We start from the raw sequence: 22,954 nt of genomic DNA, 5'->3' as shown, positions 1-22,954 counted from the left end.
TCTTGCCTGGATTCCGTCCGCAGGAGGGAACCGGCCGTCCTGGTCGAAGATCACGACAGATACCCTGTCCCGTCGACCGGCCGTCAACTGGGCGCCGGCGCGCGAGGAATGGGGCGGGAACGACCATGATGGGACCGGCGCACTCGTTGTCCGGGGCGGCGGCCTGGCTGGGCGTAGGGGCGGCCGCGGCCGCCGCGGGCCACCCGATGCCGTGGCCGGTACTCGTCGTCGGCGCGCTGATCTGCGCCGGCGCGGCCCTCGCCCCCGACCTCGACCACAAGTCGGCGACCATCTCGCGCGCCTTCGGACCCGTCTCCAAGGGCCTGTGCGAGATCGTCGACAAGCTGTCGTACGCCGTCTACAAGGCCACCCGCAGCACCGCGGACCCCCGCAGGTCCGGCGGCCACCGCACGCTCACCCACACCTGGGTCTGGGCCGTCCTGATCGGCGGCGGCGCCTCCGTCCTGGCGATCACCGGCGGCCGCTGGGCGGTTCTCGCGATCCTCTTCGTCCACCTGGTCCTGGCCGTGGAGGGCCTGCTGTGGCGGGCCGCCCGGATGTCCAGCGACATCCTCGTGTGGCTGCTCGGCGCCACCAGCGCCTGGATCCTCGCCGGCGTCCTCGACCAGCCCGGCAACGGCTCGGACTGGCTCTTCACCAGCCCCGGGCAGGAGTACCTCTGGCTGGGCCTGCCCATCGTGCTCGGCGCGCTCGTCCACGACATCGGCGACGCGCTGACCGTGTCCGGCTGCCCGATCCTGTGGCCCATCCCCGTCGGCCGCAAGCGCTGGTACCCGGTCGGGCCGCCGAAGGGCCTGCGGTTCCGCGCGGGCAGCTGGGTGGAGCTCAAGGTCCTCATGCCGGCCTTCATGCTCCTCGGCGGCGTCGGCGGCGCCTCGGCGCTCGGCTTCCTCTAGGGCGTGGCCGACGCGCGCCGTCTGGCGCGCCCGCACCCCCGCGGACATCATGGGCTGTTCCGGCGGATCGCCTGATCCGCCGTCAACTGCCCGATTCAATGGGGGGATTGGCGTGCACAGACACCACAGAAGACCCCGCCTCGCCGTGCTGGGCGCCCTGCTGGCCACGCTCGCGGTCACCACACCGGCCCACGCGGCCGCCGGGGGAGCGGCGGACACCGCGGGGGCGGCGGCCCGCTGCAAGCCGTCCATCACCAAGCTCCGCTCCCTGCCCGGACCCGGCGGGGACCCCGCACCGCCCTGGCTGCACGACACCCAGGTCAACGGCATCGGCCCGCTCGGACTCTCGGTCGGAGTCTCCCGCAAGCAGCCCGTCTACTGGCTGGGCACCCGCGTCCGCCGCGTCCCGCTGCCCGCCGGGTACACCGGCGGCAGCGTCGAGGCGGTCAACCGCTGGGGCCTCATGGTCGGCACCCTCTTCGACGGCGGCCGCACCCCCCGCGCCTTCAGTTACCTCCCCGGAGCGCGCGCGGTGACCCTCCTGGAGGGCGGCGGCTACGCCAAGGACGTCAACGACCGCGGCCGGATCGTGGGTATTCGCCCCGGCTGGCCGGAGCCGGACACCGGGGTCGAGTGGTCCGGCAGCCGGATCCGCCGCGAACTGCCGCTCCCCGCACACATCCGCGTCCGGGACGTCACCGGCATCAACAACGCCGGCCAGATCGTCGGCCACGGCGACGCGGTCCAGGACGACTCCGGCTACCAGCCCGCCCTGCTCTGGCCCGCGGCCACCACCGGCCTGCCCACCGAACTCCCGCCCATCTATCCGGGCGACACCTACAGCTTCTACGAGCCCCAGGAGATCGACGAACGCGGCCGGATCGCCGGCACGTTCACCTACAGCCGCGTCATGGAGACCCACGGCATCGCCTGGGCCCCGCCCTACGCCGAGATGTCCGCCGCCGGGAACCTGCCCGACCGCACCCAGGGCACCCTGGAGGACCTCAGCCCCACCACCGGCGTGAGCGTCGGCGTCGCCGCCGACTCGACCATCACCGGCCCCTGGCCGCCGGAGACCGCCCCGCCGACCCAGGCCCAGTACTGGCCCGGCCACGGCCCCATGCTGGCCCTGCCCCGCCTGTCGCCGACCGGTCACGCCGCCGCGTACACCGTCACCGACGACGACCGGGTCGGCGGCTCGGCCGTCGACGCCGACGGCCTGCACCCCGTCATCTGGAACTGCGCCTCGAAGCAGGCGTACCGGCCCGCCGCGCCGTAGCGGCGAGTCGAGGTGCTGCCCGGGGCGCACCCGCCCCGGGCGGTACCGTCAGCCGTGCCAGGACCGCCACAGCGCCGCGTACGCGCCGTCCGCCGCCACCAGCTCGTCATGGCTGCCCAGTTCACTGATCCGGCCGTCCTCGACGACCGCGATCACATCGGCGTCGTGGGCGGTGTGCAGCCGGTGCGCGATCGCCACGACCGTACGACCGTCCAGCACCCGCCCCAGCGAGCGCTCCAGATGGCGGGCCGCGCGCGGATCCAGCAGCGAGGTCGCCTCGTCCAGGACGAGCGTGTGCGGATCGGCGAGCACCAGCCGGGCAAGGGCGATCTGCTGCGCCTGCGCCGGGGTCAGCGACAGCCCGCCCGAGCCGACCTCGGTGTCGAGACCGTCCTCCAGCGCCCCCGCCCAGTCACTCGCGTCGACCGCGCCCAGGGCCGCCCACAGCTCGGCGTCCCCGGCCGTCGTCCGGGCCAGCAGCAGATTGTCCCGGAGGGACCCCACGAACACGTGGTGTTCCTGGTTGACCAAGGCCACGTGCTCGCGTACCCGCTCGGCCGGCATCTTCGCCAGCTCCGCCGAGCCGAGCGTGACCCGGCCGGTCCGCGGCGCGTAGATCCCCGCGAGCAACCGGCCCAGCGTCGATTTGCCCGCACCGGAGGGGCCGACCAGCGCGAGGCGGGTGCCGGGGGCGACGCTCATCGACACCTGGTGCAGCACGTCGACCCCTTCGCGGTAGCCGAAGCGCACGTCCCGCGCGCGTACCTGCCGTCCGTCGGGGCGTACCTCCGCGTCCCCCGCGTCCGGCTCGATGTCCCGTACGCCCACCAGCCGGGCCAGCGACACCTGGGCGACCTGGAGCTCGTCGTACCAGCGCAGGATGAGCCCGATCGGGTCGACCAGCATCTGGGCGAGCAGGGCGCCGGTCGTCAGCTGGCCCACGTCGAGCCAGCCGTGCAGGACGAACACGCCGCCGATCATCAGCACCGAGCCGAGGACCAGCACATGGGTGACGCTGACGATCGGGAAGAGCACGGACCGCAGGAAGAGCGTGTAACGCTCCCAGGCCGTCCACTCCTTGATCCGCCGCTCCGACAGGGCGATCCGGCGCGCGCCCAGGCGGTGCGCCTCGACCGTGCGGCCCGCGTCCACCGTCTCGGCGAGCGCGGCGGCGACCGCCGCGTAACCGGCGGCCTCCGAGCGGTAGGCCGCCCCGGCCCGCCGGAAGTACCAGCGGCAGCCCACGATCAGCAGCGGCGCCGCCACCAGGATCGCGAGCGCCAACGGCGGCGCGGTGACGGCGAGTCCGCCGATGAGCAGCCCGGCCCAGACCACGCCGATCGCCAGCTGCGGCACCGCCTCCCGCATCGCGTTGGCGAGCCGGTCGATGTCGGTGGTGATCCGGGAGAGCAGATCGCCGGTCCCGGCCCGCTCCAGCACGCCTGGCGGCAGGCTCACCGAGCGGACCAGGAAGTCCTCCCGGAGGTCGGCGAGCATCTCCTCGCCGAGCATCGCCCCGCGCAGCCGCATCAGCCGTACGAAGACGGCCTCCACCGCCAGCGCGACCACGAACAGGCCCACCGTCCACTCCAGCTGGAGTTCACGCGCCCCGTCCGCCAGTCGCTCCACCAGCGAACCGAGCAGATACGGTCCGGCCATCGAGGCGATCACCGCGACCGCGTTGACCGTGACGAGCAGGGTGAACGCCCGGCGGTGGCGGCGCAGCAGCTCGCCCACGTACGCCCGTACGGTCGCCGCCGTGCCGACCGGCAGGGCCGTCGCGGAGGTGGGGGCCGCCGGATCGTACTCCGGGGGTGCGACGCCAATCATGCCGTCTCCTCGATCTCTTCCCGTACGGACGGGATCGCTTCCCGCCCCAGGGGCCGGGTGTCGTCGTCGGGCTCGCGGGTGACCACCGCCCGGTAGCGGGGCTCGGTGACCAGCAGTTCGCGGTGCGTGCCCACCGCCACGGCCTGCCCCTCGTGCACCAGGACCACCCGGTCCGCGAGGTCGAGCAGCAGCGGCGAGGAGGCGAGGACGACCGTCGTCCGCCCCTCGCGCAGCCGCGCCACACCCGCCGCGACCCGCGACTCGGTGTGCGCGTCCACGGCCGACGTCGGCTCGTCCAGGACCAGCACCTCCGGATCGGTCACCAGCGAGCGGGCGAGCGCCAGACGCTGGCGCTGCCCGCCGGACAGGGACCGGCCGCGCTCGGTGATCCGGGTCCGCATCGGGTCGCCGTCCGTGTCCACGGACGCCTGCGCCAGCGCGTCCAGGACGTCCGCGCACTGCGCCGCCGCGAGGGCCTCCTCGGCGCGCACCGCACCGGACGACGGCACGTCGAGCAGCTCGGCGAGGGTGCCGGAGAGCAGCACCGGATCCTTGTCCTGGACGAGGACGGCGCCGCGGGCCGCGTCCAGCTCCAGTTCGTCCAGCGGCACCCCGCCGAGCAGCACGGAGGTGTGGTCCTCGGCCGGCTCCGCCGGATGGCCGCCGAGCCGCTCGGCGAGCCGCCCGGCCGCGTCCGGGTCGCCGCAGACGACGGCGGTGAGCCGCCCCGCCGGGGCGAGCACGCCGGTGACCGGGTCGTACAGATCGCCGCCGTCGGGGACCGCGGTCCCGCGAGCCGTCGACGTACGCTCCAGCGACAGCACCCGCGCGGCGCGCTTGGCCGAGGGCCGGGAGAAGGAGAAGGCCATCGCGATCTCCTCGAAGTGGCGCAACGGATAACGGGTGAGGGCCACCGCGCTGTAGACGGTGACCAGTTCACCGACCGAGATCCGGCCGTCCAGTGCGAGCCGAGCGCCGTACACCACCACCACGATCAGCAGCACACCCGGCAGGAGCACCTGAATCGCCGAGATCAGCGCCCACATCCGGGCGCTGCGCACGGCGGCCCGGCGCACCTCCTGGGAGGCGGCGCGGTAGCGGCCGAGGAACAGCTCTTCGCCGCCGATGCCGCGCAGCACCCGCAGTCCGGCCACCGTGTCGGAGGCCAGCTCGGTCGCCCGGCCCGCCTTCTCCCGCTGCACGTCGGCGCGGCGGGTGGCCCGCGGGAGCAGCGGCAGCACGGCGAGCGCGAGGACGGGCACGCCGACGGCGACCACGACCCCGAGCGCGGGCTGGTAGACCACCAGACCCACACAGACCAGGACCAGTGTGAGGGCGGCCGCGACGAACCGGGACAGCGCCTCCACGAACCAGCCGATCTTCTCCACGTCACCCGTCGACACGGCGACGACCTCGCCCGCGGCGACCCGCCGGGTCAGTACGGACCCCAGCTCGGCGGTCTTGCGCGCGAGGAGCTGCTGCACGCGCGCGGCGGCGGTGATCCAGTTGATGACGGCCGTGCGGTGCAGCATGGTGTCGCCGAGCGCGAGCGCCGCGCCCAGCAGGGCGATCAGGCCACCGGCGAGCGCGAGCCGCCCTCCGTCGCGGTCCACCACGGCCTGGACGGCGAAGCCGACACCGAGCGGCAGACCGGCGATGCCGAGGTGGTGCACCATCCCCCAGAGCAGGGACAGGATCTGTCCGCGGAGCTGGCCCATGCCGAGCCAGAGCAGGAAGCGCGTGCCCGAGCGGACGTCGGGCACCCCTGGGTCGGCATACGGAAGATCGCGAATCTGCATGACGCCCCAGGTCTTCGGAGGGTGGCTCAAACGGTGCAAGGTTCGCATTCGAGGCCATCCGTCGGCAATCGACTTTCCGGCGCCACCGCACAGAACGCGCCAAGATCCCCTTCCGCGGTCTGGTGCCCACCGCCCGTCCCGCGCTTCACTCCGGACCCATGAGACCTTCCAGGATCATGGGCATGATCAGCGGCCTGGCCCTCACCGCCGCCGCACTGCTCGGTGCGACCCCCGCCGCCGCAACCGAGACACCACCGAAGGAATTCGGCACCGACTGGCACGACCCGCTCACCGCCGCCCCGCCCGTCACCCGCCCCCACACCCGCTCCTGCGAAGTCACCGTCGCCGAGGCGCAGTTCCGCGACTTCACCCCGTACCGCGCCACCTACACGCCCCCCAAGGCGTGCCCCACCTCCTGGAGCAAGGTCGTGCTCCGGCTGGAGGGCACCGTCAAGGGACGTCAGTACGACCGCCTCGGCCACCTCGCCGTCGGCGGCGTGGAAATCCTCCGCACGTCCACCCCGCAGCCCTCACCCGACGGCATCGCCTGGACGGTCGAGAAGGACGTCACCCGCTACCGCGACACCCTGCGCCGCCCCCAGCCGGTGGAGATGCTCATCGGAAACGTCGTCAACGACACCTACACGGGCGTCATCGACGTCAAGGTGACGCTCACCTTCTACCCGGCCACCGGCCCCGCGAAGACGCCCGCCACCGTCCCCGACCGGGTCCTGCCGCTCGACTCGGCGACCCTCACCACCCCGCGCAACACCGAGCGGATCCTCGCCGAGGTCTACGCGACCGGCTCCGGCGGCGGCTGCGAGGAGTACTGGTACCTCACCACCCCGGACGCGGCGCCCTACTCCTGCAAGGCCACCGACGGCCCCTACCGCGAGGTGCGCATATCCGTCGACGGACGGCTCGCCGGGATCGCCGCGCCCTTCCCGACCGTCTGGACCGGCGGCTGGTCCAACCCCTTCCTCTGGTACGTGACGCCCGGCCCGCGCGCCTTCGACGTCCAGCCGGTCGTCTACGACCTGACGCCGTTCGCCGCGCTCCTCAACGACGGCCGCGCCCACCGCGTCGACGTCTCCGTCGCGGGAGTGCCCGCGGGCCAGACCGGCTGGAGCACCCCCACCAACATCCTGCTCTGGCAGGACGAAGGACGTGCCGTGGTCACCGGCGCCCTCACCCGCCACGAGGAGAGCGCCCCCGCCAACTCCTCGGTGTACACGGCCGGAAGCGAACACCGCCTGGACACCACCGGCGCCCACCGGCTCACCGTCGCCGGACACCTCGACACCTCGCACGGCCGGATCACCACCACCGTCAGCCGCGCCCTGAGCAACACCTCGGTCCACCGCTGGACGGACGGCGAGAGCCGGGACGCGCTCACCGCCACCTGGACCGACCGGGAGCGCATCACCACCGGCCGCACCACCACCCGCACCGACCGCACCTACACCATGGACGGCGAGACCACCCTCGGCGTAGGAGACCGGCTGCGCACGGTCCTGACCCTCGGCGACCGCGCCGACACCGTGACCGTACGCGGCGGCGAGCGGCTGTCCTGGTCGCGCCTCGATGACACGTACACGGGCGACGCCACGTACACCGCCAACGTCCCGCGCGACCAGCGCCACGCCGTCGGCACCACCTCCGAGCGCTACCGGCTGTACGGCTCCGGGGGCTGCTACGACCGGACCGTACGCACCGCACAGGGAACGCTGACCGAGGACCGCCGGCGCTGCTGAGCGGCGCGGCACGCGCGCGTGGCCCGGTCTTCGAGCGTCACACCGGGCCACGCGCGCGTAGTCAGGCCGGTTTCACCGAGTCCACCCCGGAGCGGGCCTTCTTCCACTCACCCCGGGTGAAGTCCGGGATCGCCTGCGGCGCGCCCTTCGCCTTGATGGAGGCATGGCTCAGCGGCACCGGCGCCGTCCAGGTCGCCGCGTCGTACACGTCGAAGTCCGGGACCAGCCCCAGCCGCATGCACTGCATCAGCCGGAACAGCATGATGTAGTCCATGCCGCCGTGGCCGCCGGGCGGGTTGGCGTGCTCCTTCCACAGCCAGTGGTCGAAGTCGGCGTACTTCGCGAAGTCGCCCCACTGGTGGCCCTTGTGGTCAGGCTCCAGATAGATCCGCGCCGGGTAGTCCTCGAAGACGCCCTTCGTACCGCCGAGCGTGTTGATCCTGCTGTACGGATGCGGGGTGGACACGTCGTGCTCCAGACGGATCACCCGCCCCTTGGCCGTCTGCACCAGGCTGATGGTCCGGTCGGCGCCGATGTAGGTCTCCTTCCAGCTGGGGTCGCCGGACGGCATCTGGGCGGCGCGGTACTCGGCGAGCCCGAGCGCGGGCGTACCGAAGCTGCTGATGGACACCACCCGGTCGCCGCGGTTGACGTCCATGTAGTTGGCGACCGGTCCGAAGCCGTGGTTGGGGTAGAGATCGCCCCGCAGCCGGGTGTGCCACAGCCGCCGCCAGGGCCCCTCGTAGTACGTCGGCGAGAACATCAGCTCCCGCAGATCGTGGTTGTACGCCCCCGCGCCGTGCAGCAGTTCACCGAACTTGCCCGCGTGCGCCATGCGCAGGACCCGCATCTCGTTCTTGCCGTAACAGCAGTTCTCCAGCTGCATGCAGTGGCGGCGGGTCCGCTCGGAGAGGTCGACCAGCGCCCACAGCTCGTCCAGGCGCATCGCGACGGGACACTCCACCCCGACGTGCTTGCCGCCCAGCATCGCCGCCTTCGCCATCTCGAAGTGGGTGTCCCAGGGGGTGGCCACATAGACGAAGTCGACGTCCCCGCGGCCGCAGAGGTTGGCGTAGTCGTCCGGGCCGTTGGCGTACACCGCCGGCGCGGGCTGTCCCGCCGCGGTGACCTTGGCCGCGGCCTGTTCCGTCTTCTCCCGGACCGGGTCGCAGACGGCGACGACCCGGACGCCGGGCAGGGCGAGAAAGAGGTCGATCATGGAGCCGCCGCGGTTGCCCAGGCCGATGATGCCGACCCGGACGGTGGAACGCCCCTCGAAGGGGACGCCGGCCATGGTCCGGCCCTGGCGCGCGGGGGCGGCGGCCTCGGGCGCCTCGTCCACCGCGGGTGCCGCTCCGGGCGCCGCGGCGCTCGCCTGGCCCGCGCCCAGGGCGCCCAGACCGAGACCGGCACCCGCCGCGCCGGCCGTGGTTCTGAGCACGGAACGCCGGCTGGGACCGCTGCCGGGTACTTCGTCGTTCATCGAACCTCCAGGAGCTGGTGAGCTGTCCATGTGCTGGTCCATGAATTCCGGTAAGGACCCTGGCCGTTGGGACTGCTGATGCGCAAGGGTGCCAATTGGACTCTTGAGATGAGCCGTTGGACTTGTCGCACGACGAAGGGCCCGGTCGCGACCTCCGCGACCGGGCCCTCCGCTTGCGGCGCTCCGTCAGGTACGCGTCGCCCACTCCAGGGCGAGCAGCGCCGACCGGTACGTCTGGCCCGTGGCCCGGTCCATGCCGATCTCGCACATCCGGTTCGCGGACAGATACGCGTCGAAGGAGCGGGCGGTCACCTCGGCGGCCTCAGGGGCCGTCGCGGCGGCGGTCAGCTCCGTGTGGAGCATGCCCCGGTCGCCCGCGAAGGCGCAGCAGCCCGCGTCGACGGGGACGACGACCTCGTCGGCGCAGGCCCTGGCGAGCGCCGTGAGCCGGTCCTCGTCGCCGAGCCGCCGCATCGAGCAGGTGGGGTGGACGACCGCCGAGCCGACCGTACGTACCACCGTGAGGTGGGGGAGCAGCTCGTCGGCCGCCCAGACGAGGGAGTCCAGGACGGTCAGGGCGCCGTGCAGCTCGCGGTTCTCGTCGGTGAGATGAGGCACCACGTCCTCGGCGAGACCGAGCGCGCAGGAGGAGGCGTCGACGACCAGGGGGAGCCGTCCGCCGGCCGTCCAGCCCCAGGCGGCCTCCACGATCCTGTTGGCCATCACCTCCGCGCCCGCCTCGTACCCCTTGGAGTGCCAGATCGTGGCGCAGCACGTACCGGCCACGTCCCGCGGGATCCACACCGGCTTGCCCGCGCGGTGCGAGAGCGCCACGACGGCCTCGGGCAGCGAGGGCGCCCGACGGCCGTCGGCCCCGCCCCCATCGGCCTTGTCCTCGTCGGATGGCCCCTCCCTCCCAGGGCTGCCGAAGATCCGGTTCACACAGGCCGGGTAGTAGACGGCGACCGCCCGGGACCGGCCCGTACGGGGCAGGGCCCGGGCCGCGCCGGGGAGTTCGGGGAGCCACCGCGGCACGAGATCGGGGCGTACGGCCCGGCGGGCGAGTGTCGTCGCCGCCCCGGTCAGCCGGTCCCCGGCCGCGTCGCCCACAGCCACCGCCAGCCGGGCCGCCGCCTCCACCGCGCGGAAGTGCCGCGCGGTGAGCGCCGCGATCCGCTCCTCGCGCGCGGAGTGCCGCCGATGGCGGAAATCCTTCATCAAGGCCCCCGTGTCGATCCCCACCGGACAGGCCAGCCGGCACATCGAGTCGCCCGCGCAGGTGTCCACCGCGTCGTAGCCGTACGAGGCGAGGAGGCCCGCCTCCACCCGGGAGCCTTCGGTCTGGCGCATCATCTCCCGGCGCAGCGCGATCCGCTGGCGCGGAGTCGTCGTCAGATCCCGGCTGGGGCAGGCCGGCTCGCAGAATCCGCACTCGATGCACGGGTCGGCCGCGGCCTCGATCCGGGGGATCGTCTTCAGGCCGCGCAGATGCGCCTGCGGATCACGGTCGAGGACGATCCGCGGGGCGAGCACCCCGTCGGGGTCGATGAGCCGCTTGAGCCGCCACATCAGCTCGGTGACCCGCTCACCCCACTCCAGCTCCAGGAACGGGGCGATGTTGCGGCCGGTGCCGTGCTCGGCCTTGAGCGAGCCGTCGAACCGCTCCACCGTCAGCCGGCAGAAGTCCGCCATGAAGGCGGCGTACCGCGCCACGTCGGACGGCTCGGCCGCGTCGAAGGTGAGCAGGAAGTGCAGATTGCCGTGGGCGGCGTGCCCCGCGACGGCCGCGTCGAAACCATGGCGGGCTTGAAGCGCCAGCAGCTCCTCGCAGGCCTCGGCGAGCCGCCCGGGCGGTACCGCGAAATCCTCGGTGATCAGGGTCGTACCGGCCGGGCGCGCACCGCCGACGGCGGTGACGAACGCCTTGCGGGCCTTCCAGTAGCCCCCGATCACCCGCGCATCGCGGGTGAAGGCGTTCGACACGGAGGCGACCGGGGCGACCAGTTCCAGACCGGCCAGGATCGCCTCGGCCTTCTCCTCGTGGGCGCGCAGCGCCGCTGCGTCCGGCGCCCGGAACTCGACGAGCAGCGCCGTCGTCGGGCCGGGCAGCTCCGCCCAGTCGGCGGGGACCCCCGCCACCGTCACCGAGGCGCGCAGTGTGTTGCCGTCCATCAGCTCCACGGCGATCGCCCCGGCCTCGGTGAAGAGGGGCACGGCCGCCGCGGCCGCCGAAAGGGAGGGGAAGAAGAGCAGCGCCGATGAGGCCGCGCGCTCCAGCGGCAGGGTGTCGAAGACGACCTCCGCGATGAAGCCGAAGGTGCCTTCGGAGCCCACCATCAGCCCCCGCAGGATCTCGACGGGCGTGCCGCCGTCGAGGAAGGCGTCCAGGCGGTAGCCGTTGGTGTTCTTGATCGTGTACTTGGCGCGGAGCCGGGCCGTGAGCGCGGCATCGGCCTCGATCTCCGCCTTCAGCGCCATCAGCCCCGCGCAGAGCGCGGGCTCGGCGCGCGCGAGCTCCTCGTCGGCGGCCGGGTCGCCGGTGTCGACGACCGTGCCGCTCGGCAGGACGAAGGTGAGCGAGGAGACGGTGCGGTACGAGTCACGGGTGGTGCCCGCGGTCATCCCCGAGGCGTTGTTGGCGACGACCCCGCCGACCGTACAGGCGGCGGCGCTGGCCGGATCGGGGCCGAGGACGCGGCCGTACGGGGCGAGCGCCGTGTTGGCCCGCAGGATCGTGGTGCCGGGGCGGATCCGCGCCCGGGCGCCGCCGTCGATGACCTCCACGCCCGCCCAGTGGCGGCGCACGTCCACCAGGATGTCCTCACCCTGGGCCTGGCCGTTGAGGCTGGTCCCGGCGGCCCGGAAGACGACCGCGCGGCCCTTGCCGTGCGCGTACGACAGCACCGCCGAGATGTCGTCGAGGTCCTCCGCGACCACCACGACCTTGGGCACGAAGCGGTAGGGGCTCGCGTCGGAGGCGTACCGGACCAGGTCGGAGATCCTGCCGAGCACCTTCTCGGGTCCGACCAGTGCGGAGAGTTCGGCGCGCAGGGGAGTGGGCGTGCCCTTGGCCTGAAGGTCCGGCACCCGGTCGGCGGAGGGCGTGCGGTCCCCGCCCGGGCGGAGAGCCTGCGGATTCGGCTCGAGCAGTGGCATGGCACGGTCCCCTCTGCGGCGTCCCTGGGCGGCTCCGCCGCCGGCCGCCCACGCCGGGCGGCTCAGCAGCCCCGCTCGGGCCCGGAGTCGACCAGAGCGGACAACAGACCGCCGAGCACCTCGCGCTGATCGGCGGTCAATGGAGCAAGGATGTCCTCTGCGGCCGCCCGACGCGCGCTCCGAAGCTGTCGCAGCGTGGCGCGTCCCTCGTCCGTGAGCTCGATCCGGATCACCCGGCGGTTGGTCGGATCAGGGGCCCGGCGGACCCGCCCGCCGGCCTCCAACGCGTCGACGAGACTGGTCACGGCACGGGGGACGACCTCCAGCCGCGCCGCGAGATCCGCCATCCGCGGCGGCTCGTCGTAGTGCGCGACCGTCCGCAGCAGCCGGGACTGGGCGGGGGTGATGCCGACCGGCTCCAGATGATGCTTCTGGATGCGGTGGAGCCGTCGGGTCAGCCGCAGGAGCTGCTCGGCCAGCAGGCCGTCGGCGTCGGGGGTGCTCATGCGGGAACCGGGGGTGCTCATGCGGGAACATTACCAGGACCAAACTCATTGTGCATATAGGTAACAGTGAGCTAGCCTCTCAATGTCGATCCGGGATCCGCCGCCTCGGTGCGGGCCTCCGGTCGCCCGTCCGCGCCCCGAGCGTTACGAAGGAGCCCATGCGCATCCACGCCGAGTCCACCTGGACGCCGCCGCCCCGGCAGCCCGACCAGCCGCCGGCCCAGCTGCGGCGTATCGTCCGGCTTTTCCGCCCCTACCGCGGCCGGCTGGCCGTCGTCGGCCTGCTCGTCGGCGCCTCCTCGCTGGTCTCGGTCGCCTCGCCGTTCCTGCTCAAGGAAATCCTCGACACGGCCATCCCCCAGGGCCGTACGGGACTGCTCACGCTGCTCGCCCTCGGCATGATCGCCACCGCGGTCGTGACCAGCGTCTTCGGCGTGCTGCAGACCCTGATCTCCACCACCGTCGGCCAGCGCGTCATGCACGACCTGCGCACGGCCGTCTACGCCCAGCTGCAGCGGATGCCGCTCGCCTTCTTCACCCGTACGCGCACCGGCGAGGTCCAGTCCCGGATCGCCAACGACATCGGCGGGATGCAGGCGACCGTGACGTCCACGGCCACCTCGCTCGTCTCCAACCTCACGGCCGTCGTCGCCACCGTCGTCGCCATGCTGGCGCTCGACTGGCGGCTCACGATCGTCTCTCTGGTCCTGCTGCCGGTCTTCGTGTGGATCAGCCGCCGCGTCGGCCGCGAACGCAAGAAGATCACCACCCAGCGGCAGAAACAGATGGCCGCCATGGCGGCGACCGTCACCGAGTCCCTCTCCGTCAGCGGCATCCTGCTCGGCCGCACGATGGGCCGTGCCGACTCCCTCACGAAGTCCTTCGCCGACGAGTCCGAGCGCCTCGTCGACCTCGAAGTGCGCGCCTCGATGGCCGGACGGTGGCGGATGTCGACCATCGGCATCGTGATGGCCGCCATGCCCGCACTGATCTACTGGGCCGCGGGCCTCGCGCTCCAGACCGGCGGGCCCTCGATCTCCCTGGGCACCCTGGTCGCCTTCGTCTCGCTCCAGCAGGGCCTGTTCCGCCCGGCCGTGAGCCTGCTCTCCACCGGAGTGCAGATCCAGACCTCCCTCGCGCTGTTCCAGCGGATCTTCGAGTATCTGGACCTCCCGGTGGACATCACCGAACCGGCCGAACCCACCCGGCTGGACAAGATCCGCGGCGAGATCCGCTTCGAGGACGTCGACTTCCACTACGACGCCAAGACCGGCCCCACCCTCGACGGCGTCGACCTGACCGTCCCCGCGGGCGGCTCGCTCGCGGTCGTCGGGCCGACCGGCTCGGGAAAGTCCACGCTCAGCTATCTGGTGCCCCGGCTGTACGACGTGACCGGAGGCCGGGTCACCCTCGACGGCGTCGACGTACGCGACCTCGACTTCGACACCCTGGCCCGCGCGGTCGGCGTCGTCTCCCAGGAGACCTACCTCTTCCACGCCTCCGTCGCCGACAACCTGCGCTTCGCCAAACCCGACGCCACGGACGAGGAGATCGAGGCCGCCGCGCGCGCCGCGCAGATCCACGACCACATCGCCACCCTGCCCGACGGGTACGACACCCTTGTCGGCGAGCGGGGTTACCGCTTCTCCGGAGGCGAGAAGCAGCGCCTGGCGATAGCCCGCACCATCCTCCGGGACCCGCCCGTACTCATCCTCGACGAGGCGACCAGCGCCCTCGACACCCGTACGGAACATGCCGTGCAGCAGGCCATCGACGCGCTCTCCGCAGGCCGCACGACCATCACGATCGCCCACCGGCTCTCCACCGTCCGCGACGCCGACCAGATCGTGGTCCTGGAGTCCGGCCGAATAGCCGAGCGGGGCACCCACGCCGAACTGCTCAACCGGGACGGGCGGTACGCCGCCCTGGTGCGCAGGGACGCGGAGCTGACGCCGACCGTCGCACCCTGAGCCGACGGGCGCATGCGACGGCGCCGCCGCCCCCCTGGGACGGGGGAGCGACGGCGCCGGAGAAATCAACCGTCAGACGAGCCAACCCACGAAGTGGACGACGCCGGCGAGCAGGTTGGTGATGAGGTTCATGTGGTGCGTTCTCCTTGTGCGATGCATATGTGGGACGGCGCAGTCGCGGTCTGCAGCCCATCGCTTGCGCACCGTAAGCATCATGCGTCGCAGGGGAGTCGGGCAACGAAATCCGGCACGACCACACGTTCAAGGGAACAACCGCTCGTGCGTTCGTGTGTTCGTCACGTTGCCAGGGTCGCCGCCCTGGTTCACTCCACGGGTACGGCGACGCCGTCCCGGTCCGGTGTGCGCTCCAGCAGGCGCCGGATCGCGGTCACGGCGGTCCGTCCCGCCCGGTTCGCGCCGATGGTCGAGGCCGACGGCCCGTACCCCACCAGATGGACCCGTTCGTCGCGGACCGCCTGTGTGCCGTCGACCCGTATGCCGCCGCCCGGCTCACGCAGCCGCAGCGGTGCCAGATGGTCGATGGCCGCGCGGAAACCGGTCGCCCAGAGGATCACGTCCACCTCCAGGGTCCGGCCGTCGTCCCAGGCCACACCCGTCGGAGTGATCCGGTCGAACATCGGCTGCCGGTCGAGGATGCCCCGCTCGCGAGCCGCGCGGATGGCGTCGTTGAGGGGCAGCCCGGTCACCGAGACCACACTCTGCGGCGGCAACCCCTGTCGTACGCGCTCCTCGACCAGGGCGACCGCCGCACGCCCCTCCACCTCGCCGAACGGTCCCTCTCGGTACACCGGCTCCCGCCGTGTCACCCAGGTCGTCTCCGCCGCCGTCTCCGCGATCTCCATCAGATGCTGCGTCCCGGACGCGCCGCCGCCCACCACCAGGACCCGCTGCCCCGCGAACTCCTGTGGCCCCGGATAGTTCACGGTGTGCAGCTGGCGCCCCCGGAAGGTCTCCTGACCGGGGTAGCGGGGCCAGAACGGCCGGTCCCAGGTGCCGGTGGCGTTGATCAGCGCCCGGGCCGCGTACGTCCCCTCCGACGACTCGACCAGCAGCCGCCCGCCCTCGCCCTCCCGGACCGCCCGCACAGCCACGGGCCGGTGGACCCGCAGCCCGAACCGCTGCTCGTACGCCGCGAAGTACGCACCGATCACCTCGGAGGACGGCCGGCTGCCGTCGGCACCGGTGAGCTCCATGCCGGGCAGTGCGTGCATGCCGTGGACCTTGCCGTACGTCAGCGAGGGCCAGCGGAACTGCCAGGCACCGCCGGGACGCGGCGCATGGTCCAGGACGACGAAGTCCCGGTCCGGCTCGAGCCCCGTACGCCGCAGGTGGTACGCGGCGGACAGCCCCGCCTGCCCGGCGCCGACGACCACCACGTCCACCTCGTGTACCCCGAAATCGTTCACGGTTCTACCAACCGGCGGAGGGGCCGGGATCTTCCCGCACCGTCGTGTCCCGGTCACCGGACGGGCCATGCGCGGGGGTGGACGGCAGGATGGGGCTCATGTCCGCTCACTTCAGCACCAGGATCCTCGACGTCACGACGGGCCGGACGGAGACGGTGACCGACCTGACCCACACCTGCGAACAGTTCCTCGCCGAGACCGCAGACGGCCGCGACGGCCTCCTCAACCTCTTCGTCCCCCACGCCACCGCCGGAATCGCCCTGATCGAGACCGGCGCGGGCAGCGACGACGACCTCATCACGGCCCTCCACCACATCCTCCCGGCGGACGACCGCTGGCAACACCGCCACGGCACCCCGGGCCACGGCCGCGACCACGTCCTCCCGGCCCTGGTCCCGCCACACGCGACGCTCCCGGTCGTGGGCGGCCGACTGGTACTGGGCACCTGGCAGTCGATCTGCCTGGTGGACACCAACAAGGACAACCCGGAACGCCAGGTGCGGCTGAGCTTCCTGGGCTGATCGAGCTAGACCGGGCCGGCTGCGCAGCGACCGCGAATCCGGCCTCTACGACACGCCCGACGACGCTCGGTGGTACCCGCGGGCGGTACAGCTCGACTGCTGTCCACAGACAGCCGGCGCCCGATCGGTGACCGCTCCGAAGGTCCGTGCCGGACATCCAGGAACGGCCCGCGCAGGCACCGGGCCCGCGCCGGTTCCGGGCTGGGGCGGTCTGCTCGGGTGTCAGACGGGCAGCGCGTGCAGTTTCTTGCCGTGCAGGGCGAACACGTGCTTCCCGTCCGTGGCCACCAGCCACGCGTGATAGTCACCGGTCTTGTCGTTGAACGTCCATCGCACGGCACCGGTCTTCGCGTCGATGGCTATCACACCACCCCGCTCGTCCAGGTCTGTGGCCGCGTACAGGACATCGCCCACCTTCACGTACTGCCGCGGCACCGTGAGATTCGCGTCGGCGAGCGCCGTCGACTGCCAGATCTCCTTGCCCGTACGGGGGTCGAGGGCACGCATCGTGCGGTCGCTGTCGACGATGTAGAGCACGTCGTCCAGGACGGCCGGCTCCTTGAAAGCGACGTAGCTCTCGGCGGTCTTCACCGACCACTTCGCCGAGCCGTCGGCCAGGCCGAAAGCCAGAAGTGTCGGACCCTGCGGAACGATCACCAGATTCTTGTACACGGCGAAGAAACCGTAGTTGGTCTTGGCGGTCTTGTGCGTCCACACCTGCTTGCCGGTGGCGGTGTCGCGCACCGTCAGGTTCTTCTTGAAGTCGGTGTACACGAGGTGGCGACCCTCGGCATGGGCGTGGATACCGTTCTGCTCGGTGCCGAAGTCGCGCTGTTCCTTCCACGCCACTCTGCCCGTACTGCTGTTCAGCGCGGCGATCACGTTGGTCTTGGACGAGCCGTCGGCCTCCTGGATCTCGGCGATGACGTACACCTGATCGTCGTCCGCCGCGATCGGTCTCGGCTGCCGGTACTCCTTGCCCAGGTGGCTGCGCCAGGTCTGCTTGCCCGAGGCCGGGTCGTAGCCGGTGACGGTGCCGTCGTATGTAGCGCTGGCCAGGTACAGCGTGCCGCTGCCGAGCAGCATCGGTGCCCCGGGGGTCGCGCCGTCCTCCAGCGACCACTGCTCCTTGCCCGACGCCGCGTCCAGTGCGACCAGTGGAGCACCGCTGGCGATCACCACACCGCCCGCGGCCACGAGCTCGGCGTTGTCGCCGTAGGTCTGGGCGGATGTCGTCTTCGTCCACAGCGGCTCAGGAGCCTGGCCGTCCTTACCGGCGCCGCCCCCGGCCGGCTTGTCCCCGCCGACCGGCTCGGACCCCCCGGAACCGCCGACATCGGAGCCGTCCTCGCGACAACCGGCCACACCCGCGGTCAGCACGGCCAGCGTGAGACCGCCGCCGGCCAGCCGTAGTGCATGCCGCCGGGAGAACCTGTCACCCGGCATGCCGTCTCGTCGCATGGTCATGTCGCCGTACCCCCGTGGAGTCGTCAGAGCAGAAAGGTGCATCGTCGGCGCCGCACGGACGTGCGACCCCGAGGTCGGGAACGCTATCCGTCACTGCACGACACAGGGGACGGCCGGGTCCCAACCGCGACAGCTTCGTGAACCAATCGGGACACCACACGGGAGCTGCGGCCTCAGCCGTCGTCAGCGCGCCCTGGTGCCACCCGGGCGTCCGTTCCCGCGCACGTTCGCTGATCCGACGCACGTCACCGCCGCGTTGCCCACGGCATCCTGCTGCCTCTCGGGGCAGTACATGGCCGGCGGCTGTGGCTGTGGCTCCGCTCCGGTACGTACGACGGGATCGTCGCCGCGGCCGTCGACCGACTCGGCCGCAACGTGGTCGACTGCCTCAACACCGGCTACAAGATGGGCGACGAGGGCAAGGTCCTCGTCACCTACGGGCCCGAGGGCGATGTAACGGTCAAAGGCGCTGCGCTTCTTGTGCCGGCCCCTGTCGAAGCGTGACGGCCCCGGCCCCGGGGCGGGGCCGGGGCCGGGGCCGACCTTGGCGACCCGTCCTCGCAACGGGACGCTGAGCGGTGCTTGAGCTGACGAGCCGACATCCGCACGGAAAGAGATACCGGTCGGGTTCCGATACGGCATCCAGGACGCAACACCCCTGGCTCAAATACCACGCGTCGAGGACCGAATCAATCTCTCCGCATACTTGGCGTGGCTGGTTATGATCCCTGCACACATCCCGCCGAAGCCGGATCGAGCGTTTCCCCCGTCGTCCCCACCCAGGACCGCGCGCTCGCTCGGCCGATGGGCCCGTCCCCATGCCTCCCCGCTCCCGAGGGCTGATGTCTCCCATAGAACCTCATGGCGCACCCGCGCGGTCGACGGCCCGTCGCCCGCGTACCGTGCGCCTGCGTACGCTGCTCATCTGGCTGGCGGTCGTCCCCACCCTGGCCATGGGCGCCCAGGTCGCCGTGATCGTCGGTGAGCTGCTCGAGCGGTCGCAGCACCTGCGTGCCGACGTGGCGGCCGGTGAGCGGTACGGCACCCCCCTGTACAGGCTCATGACCGATCTGCAGGCCGAGCGGAAGATGACCGCCGCCCGGTGGGGCGGCGCGTCCGTGTCCGAGAAGGAACTACGGGATGTGCGTGCGGCCACGGACCGGTCCGCGGCCGAGTTCCGCGCGCTCGTGCCCGCCGCTCACGACGGTCACGAACATGCGGACGACGACCACCTCCAGGGGGTGGTGAGCGGCCTCGGCGAGCTGGCCGCGCACCGCGAGCGCGCCGACGCCCACGGCGATGCCGCCTACAGCACGATCGCCTCCTACACCCGCGTGATCGACCGGATCATCAGCGTCTTCCAGGAGGCCTTCAGCCACGGCGAGGACGGTGAGCTGGCCCAGGAGAGCCGGCCGATGGTGGCCATGTACTCCGCCTCCGAGATGGTCGCCCGCGAGGATGCGATCATCGCCCTCGCCGGGCCCTCCAGGGAGCTCAGCGCCACCGGGTTCGCCGAGTTCACCAACGCCGTCGGAGCCCACCGGTACTTGTACGACACGTGGATCGTGCCGTATCTGCCGGCCGAGGAACGAGCGGCCTACGAGCGGGTGACGGGTTCGAAGGCCTGGAGCGTCAAGACCGCCGCCGAGGACGCCGTCGTCTCCGAGCACAAGGACATCGACTCCGGCGTGCGGCTGCCCCGCGAGGTCCGCGAGTGGCCGGCCGCGCACAAGGAGTTCGCCGCGGGCCTCACCGCGCTCAACGCCGAGCGTTCGCGGGCCGTGGTCGCCCGCGCCGACGCCAAGGCCGGCGAGCTCGAAGCCGAGGTCGCCTGGGTGATCGCGGGAAGCGGCGGAGCCCTGCTGATCGTCGTGCTCGTCGTCGTCTTCACCACCCGCTCAGTGCTGCGCCGCCTGCGTAGCCTTCACGAGCGCACGGTGACCGTCGCCGACGAGACGCTGCCGAAGGTCCTCGAACGACTGCAGCGCGGGCAGAGTGTGGCGGCCGACGCGCTGCCGACGGTCGGCGGAGAGCGGGACGAGGTGGGGCGTATCAGCGACGCGTTCGCCCGTGTCGTCGCCGTGTCCGTCGACGGGCACCGGCAGCTCGCGGCCGAGCGTCATGGCTTCGGTACGTTCGCCGCCGGCATCGCCACGCGCACGGGAAACCTCGTCAGCCGGCAGCTGAGCCTCACCGAAGACCTCCAGGACGCCTTCGGGCACAACGAGGCACTCCTGGCCCATCTGATGAAATCCGACCAGTTGACGGTGGGCATGCGGCGACAGATCGAGAACCTGCTCATCCTCGCCGACGGCGAGATCCCCGACCCGCACACCGACCCGATGCGCATCGCCGACCTGCTGCGTGAGGCGGCGGCGGAAGTCGAGGAGTTCCGGCGCATCGAGCGACAGGCCCTGGACGAGATCAGCGTCGAGCCGCGCGTGATCAGCCAGGTCAGCCACCTGCTGGCGGAACTGCTCGACAACGCCACCCGCTTCTCCCCGCCGAGGTCGAAGGTCGTCATCCGCGCCGAAGCCGTGGCGGACGGGCTGTCCGTCGAGATCGAGGACCGCGGTCCGCGCGTGTCCGCCGAGCGCTACGAGGAGATGAACGACCGCCTGCACTCGGCCCCGCCGTACTCCGTCCTGGCGGAGAACGCCCACCGGCTCGGACTTTTCGTCGTCGGCCACCTCGCCGACCAGCTGGGGGCCACGGTTACGCTGCGGCGCTCGGTCTTCGGAGGTACGTCGGCGGTGGTGATCCTGCCCCAGGACCTGCTGGTGAGGACGGAGCCGGAGCCGCGACCGGAGCCGGGGGGGATGCCGGATCCTGTACGGCCCTCCCTCCCCGAGACCGGCCGGGCCGAGCGCAAGCCGGAGCTGGTCCTGCACGTGGGCTCCGGTCTGCCGACCCGTCGGGCGACGCCGCACCAGGCGGCCGAGAGGCCTCACCCGGCGACCCCCGACGGCAGCTCGCGTCCGGCCCTCCCCGAGCGCGTCCCGCAGACCCACATCGCCCAGCAACTCCGCGCGCCCCGCGCACCCGAAGAGACCGTCGTACAGGACGAGGCGACCCCCGAAGAGGTCGCCGACGCCTGGGCGGACTACGAACACGGGACCCAGACGGTCGAAGAAGAACTCCGACGGGATGAGCCATGACGACGACACCCAACGACGTGATCTACAGCGTCCTGGACAACAACCTGAGCAGGATCGCCGGCATCCAGGGCGCCGTGCTCCTCTCCAACGACGGCATCATGCTCAGCGCCTACCTGCTCGAACGGGACCAGGCCGAGCGCATCGCCGCCGCCTCCTCCGGAGTCGCCGCCACCATGAAGGCGATCTCCCGAGAGGTCGGCGGCGGCCGGGTCATCCGCCAGCTGGTCGAGATGGACGAGAGCTACCTCTGCATCGTCGGCTGTGGCGAGGGCAGCACGCTCATCGTGGTGGCCTCCCGCAAGGCGCGCCTCGGCGAGCTGGGCGGCGAGGCCGTACGGACCGCGCAGGCCCTCGGCGAGTGGCTGGGCACGCCCGAGCGCGCCCAGGCGCCGAGCGCCTAATGCCGGACGACGAGCCGCGGCGCGGAAGCCGCCGCCGTACGCGGCTGTACGCCCTGACCGACGGACGTACAGCCGCGGCCCACACCGTCCTCACCATGGACACCACCGTCACGGCGGCGGCGCCCGCGGACGCCCACACCGGTCTGCCCACCGAGTGGCAGGCCGTCCTCGCCCTCTGCGCGCCGCCGAACGGGACGGCGGTCGCCGAGATCGCCGCCCGGACGGGGATCCGCCTCACCCCGATGACGCTTCTGCTCGGCGAACTCGCGGACCGTGGGCTGATCCACCACCGGCCGCCCCTGGAGGCGACCGCGACCACCAACGTCCACCTGCTCATGAGAATCAGGGACAACCTTGCCCGGATATGACACCCCCGCCGACGACACGGCCCCCGTCAAGATCCTCATCGCCGGAGGATTCGGCGTCGGCAAGACGACCCTGGTCGAGACGGTCTCGGAGATCGAGCCGCTGCGTACGGAGGAACGGCTGACGGCCGCGGGTGTCGGCGTCGACGACCTCGACGGCATCGAGTCGAAGACGGTCACCACGGTGGCGATGGACTTCGGCCGGATCACCCTCACCGACGCCGGAGTCGTCCTGTACCTGTTCGGAACACCGGGCCAGGAGCGCTTCTGGTTCATGTGGGACGACCTGCTGAACGGGGCGCTGGGGGCGGTCGTGCTGGTCGACACGCGGCGCCTGGACCGCAGCTTCCCGGCGGTCGACTTCTTCGAGAACCGGGGGCTTCCGTTCGTGGTCGGTGCGAACTGCTTCCACGGCGAACAGCCCTACACCGCCGAGGAGATCCGGGCAGCCCTGCACCTGCGCGACCCGAACACGCCCGTCCTCATGCTCGACGCCCGCTCCCGCGACGACGTCCGGGGCGTCCTGCTCTCGTTGCTCGACCTGCTGATCGCCCGGGCGGGCGAGGCGGAGCCCAGGCGTCAGGGAGCCGAGGTGTCTCCCTCGCTGGGCGTGTAGTCGGTGAAGGTGTCGCCGGCTGGGCCGCCGGCGAGCGAGTCGTTTCGGGGCCCACCGGCCAGGGCGTCGTCGCCAGGTCCGCCGCAAAGGACGTCGTGGCCGCCGCCGCCCTGGCCGAGCATCAGATCCGGCCCCGTCGTGCCGGTCACGTTCTGGCCGCCCCGGACACCTGCCGTCACGACGATCATGGCGGTCCCGGTGTCCTTGCCGTCGCTGACAGTGATGGTCAGACCGCGTTGCCCCTGATGTCCTCGACGTCAGCCGCCGCCGTCAGCCTGTGAGGTGAAGACAACGGCGCCAGCGCT

Annotated in this window: 17 protein-coding genes; 9 read left to right on the top strand and 8 right to left on the bottom strand. The window is 72.0% G+C overall.

Features of this window, described 5'->3' with window-relative positions; all coding sequences use genetic code 11:
* Positions 1-125: 125 nt before the first annotated feature.
* Positions 126-917, top strand: a complete 792-nt coding sequence (locus tag ACZ7LT_RS26090; protein WP_471238519.1) for a metal-dependent hydrolase — start codon at positions 126-128, stop codon at positions 915-917.
* 112 nt (positions 918-1,029) lie between these two features.
* On the top strand, positions 1,030-2,196 hold the full coding sequence (locus ACZ7LT_RS26085; protein ID WP_471238518.1) for a hypothetical protein: 1,167 nt from the start codon (positions 1,030-1,032) through the stop codon (positions 2,194-2,196).
* Between the two features lie 48 nt (positions 2,197-2,244).
* Here ACZ7LT_RS26085 and ACZ7LT_RS26080 read toward each other — a convergent pair whose 3' ends face one another.
* Positions 2,245-4,026: an ABC transporter ATP-binding protein gene (locus ACZ7LT_RS26080; RefSeq protein WP_471238517.1), complete on the bottom strand. Its 1,782-nt coding sequence runs from the start codon at positions 4,024-4,026 to the stop codon at positions 2,245-2,247.
* Positions 4,023-5,825 carry an ABC transporter transmembrane domain-containing protein gene (locus ACZ7LT_RS26075; RefSeq protein ID WP_471238652.1) on the bottom strand — a complete coding sequence of 601 codons (1,803 nt, stop codon included), beginning with the start codon at positions 5,823-5,825 and terminating at the stop codon, positions 4,023-4,025. Before ACZ7LT_RS26075 ends, ACZ7LT_RS26080 begins: the two co-directional genes overlap by 4 nt.
* A 158-nt stretch (positions 5,826-5,983) precedes the next feature.
* On the opposite strand from ACZ7LT_RS26075, the gene ACZ7LT_RS26070 reads away from it, so the two are divergent.
* Positions 5,984-7,579: a peptide-N4-asparagine amidase gene (locus tag ACZ7LT_RS26070; protein WP_471238516.1), complete on the top strand. Its 1,596-nt coding sequence runs from the start codon at positions 5,984-5,986 to the stop codon at positions 7,577-7,579.
* A 61-nt stretch (positions 7,580-7,640) separates the two neighbouring features.
* Here ACZ7LT_RS26070 and ACZ7LT_RS26065 read toward each other — a convergent pair whose 3' ends face one another.
* The 3 genes from ACZ7LT_RS26065 to ACZ7LT_RS26055 form a co-directional block, all read right to left on the bottom strand.
* Positions 7,641-9,092, bottom strand: coding sequence for a Gfo/Idh/MocA family protein (locus ACZ7LT_RS26065; protein ID WP_471238515.1), 1,452 nt, complete (start codon positions 9,090-9,092; stop codon positions 7,641-7,643).
* Positions 9,093-9,248: 156 nt separating this feature from the next.
* Positions 9,249-12,218 carry an FAD-binding and (Fe-S)-binding domain-containing protein gene (locus ACZ7LT_RS26060; protein WP_471238514.1) on the bottom strand — a complete coding sequence of 990 codons (2,970 nt, stop codon included), beginning with the start codon at positions 12,216-12,218 and terminating at the stop codon, positions 9,249-9,251.
* Between the two features lie 62 nt (positions 12,219-12,280).
* The gene (locus ACZ7LT_RS26055) at positions 12,281-12,724 is read right to left on the bottom strand and encodes a MarR family winged helix-turn-helix transcriptional regulator (protein ID WP_471238651.1); all 444 of its coding nucleotides are present in this window, start codon (positions 12,722-12,724) and stop codon (positions 12,281-12,283) included.
* A gap of 158 nt (positions 12,725-12,882) precedes the next feature.
* Here ACZ7LT_RS26055 and ACZ7LT_RS26050 point away from each other — a divergent pair, with 158 nt between their 5' ends.
* Positions 12,883-14,694, top strand: coding sequence for an ABC transporter ATP-binding protein (locus ACZ7LT_RS26050; RefSeq protein ID WP_471238513.1), 1,812 nt, complete (start codon positions 12,883-12,885; stop codon positions 14,692-14,694).
* A 323-nt stretch (positions 14,695-15,017) separates the two neighbouring features.
* Here ACZ7LT_RS26050 and ACZ7LT_RS26045 read toward each other — a convergent pair whose 3' ends face one another.
* The gene (locus ACZ7LT_RS26045) at positions 15,018-16,121 is read right to left on the bottom strand and encodes an NAD(P)-binding domain-containing protein (RefSeq protein ID WP_471238512.1); all 1,104 of its coding nucleotides are present in this window, start codon (positions 16,119-16,121) and stop codon (positions 15,018-15,020) included.
* 98 nt (positions 16,122-16,219) lie between these two features.
* Here ACZ7LT_RS26045 and ACZ7LT_RS26040 point away from each other — a divergent pair, with 98 nt between their 5' ends.
* A complete protein-coding gene (locus tag ACZ7LT_RS26040; RefSeq protein WP_471238511.1) occupies positions 16,220-16,642 on the top strand; it encodes a secondary thiamine-phosphate synthase enzyme YjbQ in 423 nt (140 codons plus the stop codon).
* Positions 16,643-16,864: 222 nt separating this feature from the next.
* Here the strand turns inward: ACZ7LT_RS26040 and ACZ7LT_RS26035 are convergent, their stop codons facing one another.
* A complete protein-coding gene (locus ACZ7LT_RS26035) occupies positions 16,865-18,109 on the bottom strand; it encodes an outer membrane protein assembly factor BamB family protein (RefSeq protein ID WP_471238510.1) in 1,245 nt (414 codons plus the stop codon).
* Between the two features lie 902 nt (positions 18,110-19,011).
* On the opposite strand from ACZ7LT_RS26035, the gene ACZ7LT_RS26030 reads away from it, so the two are divergent.
* From ACZ7LT_RS26030 to ACZ7LT_RS26015, 4 genes are read left to right on the top strand one after another with little or no spacing between them, the layout of a single operon-like run.
* Positions 19,012-21,267, top strand: a complete 2,256-nt coding sequence (locus ACZ7LT_RS26030; RefSeq protein ID WP_471238509.1) for a sensor histidine kinase — start codon at positions 19,012-19,014, stop codon at positions 21,265-21,267.
* Positions 21,264-21,668 carry a roadblock/LC7 domain-containing protein gene (locus ACZ7LT_RS26025; protein ID WP_471238508.1) on the top strand — a complete coding sequence of 135 codons (405 nt, stop codon included), beginning with the start codon at positions 21,264-21,266 and terminating at the stop codon, positions 21,666-21,668. Before ACZ7LT_RS26030 ends, ACZ7LT_RS26025 begins: the two co-directional genes overlap by 4 nt.
* Positions 21,668-22,036: a DUF742 domain-containing protein gene (locus ACZ7LT_RS26020; RefSeq protein ID WP_471238507.1), complete on the top strand. Its 369-nt coding sequence runs from the start codon at positions 21,668-21,670 to the stop codon at positions 22,034-22,036. The genes ACZ7LT_RS26025 and ACZ7LT_RS26020 overlap by 1 nt, the downstream gene beginning before the upstream one ends.
* Positions 22,023-22,649: a GTP-binding protein gene (locus ACZ7LT_RS26015; RefSeq protein WP_471238506.1), complete on the top strand. Its 627-nt coding sequence runs from the start codon at positions 22,023-22,025 to the stop codon at positions 22,647-22,649. The genes ACZ7LT_RS26020 and ACZ7LT_RS26015 overlap by 14 nt, the downstream gene beginning before the upstream one ends.
* Here ACZ7LT_RS26015 and ACZ7LT_RS26010 read toward each other — a convergent pair.
* Positions 22,613-22,837 (bottom strand): hypothetical protein, encoded by a 225-nt coding sequence (locus tag ACZ7LT_RS26010; RefSeq protein WP_471238505.1) that lies wholly within the window; start codon positions 22,835-22,837, stop codon positions 22,613-22,615. The genes ACZ7LT_RS26015 and ACZ7LT_RS26010 overlap by 37 nt on opposite strands.
* Between the last annotated feature and the right edge of the window lie 117 nt (positions 22,838-22,954).

The organism is Streptomyces sp. NPDC039465, from assembly GCF_055639315.1.
This window is presented reverse-complemented; position numbering and strand designations above follow the sequence as displayed.

Excerpts from the sequence above, each read along its gene's own strand:
- ACZ7LT_RS26035 (WP_471238510.1), bottom strand. The coding sequence starts at position 18,109 with ATGACCATGCGACGAGACGGCATGCCGGGTGACAGGTTCTCCCGGCGG.
- ACZ7LT_RS26050 (WP_471238513.1), top strand. The coding sequence starts at position 12,883 with ATGCGCATCCACGCCGAGTCCACCTGGACGCCGCCGCCCCGGCAGCCC.
- ACZ7LT_RS26025 (WP_471238508.1), top strand. The coding sequence starts at position 21,264 with ATGACGACGACACCCAACGACGTGATCTACAGCGTCCTGGACAACAAC.
- ACZ7LT_RS26020 (WP_471238507.1), top strand. The coding sequence starts at position 21,668 with ATGCCGGACGACGAGCCGCGGCGCGGAAGCCGCCGCCGTACGCGGCTG.
- ACZ7LT_RS26010 (WP_471238505.1), bottom strand. The coding sequence starts at position 22,837 with ATGATCGTCGTGACGGCAGGTGTCCGGGGCGGCCAGAACGTGACCGGC.
- ACZ7LT_RS26040 (WP_471238511.1), top strand. The coding sequence starts at position 16,220 with ATGTCCGCTCACTTCAGCACCAGGATCCTCGACGTCACGACGGGCCGG.
- ACZ7LT_RS26075 (WP_471238652.1), bottom strand. The coding sequence starts at position 5,825 with ATGCAGATTCGCGATCTTCCGTATGCCGACCCAGGGGTGCCCGACGTC.
- ACZ7LT_RS26070 (WP_471238516.1), top strand. The coding sequence starts at position 5,984 with ATGAGACCTTCCAGGATCATGGGCATGATCAGCGGCCTGGCCCTCACC.
- ACZ7LT_RS26090 (WP_471238519.1), top strand. The coding sequence starts at position 126 with ATGATGGGACCGGCGCACTCGTTGTCCGGGGCGGCGGCCTGGCTGGGC.
- ACZ7LT_RS26080 (WP_471238517.1), bottom strand. The coding sequence starts at position 4,026 with ATGATTGGCGTCGCACCCCCGGAGTACGATCCGGCGGCCCCCACCTCC.
- ACZ7LT_RS26055 (WP_471238651.1), bottom strand. The coding sequence starts at position 12,724 with ATGAGCACCCCCGACGCCGACGGCCTGCTGGCCGAGCAGCTCCTGCGG.
- ACZ7LT_RS26060 (WP_471238514.1), bottom strand. The coding sequence starts at position 12,218 with ATGCCACTGCTCGAGCCGAATCCGCAGGCTCTCCGCCCGGGCGGGGAC.
- ACZ7LT_RS26065 (WP_471238515.1), bottom strand. The coding sequence starts at position 9,092 with ATGGACAGCTCACCAGCTCCTGGAGGTTCGATGAACGACGAAGTACCC.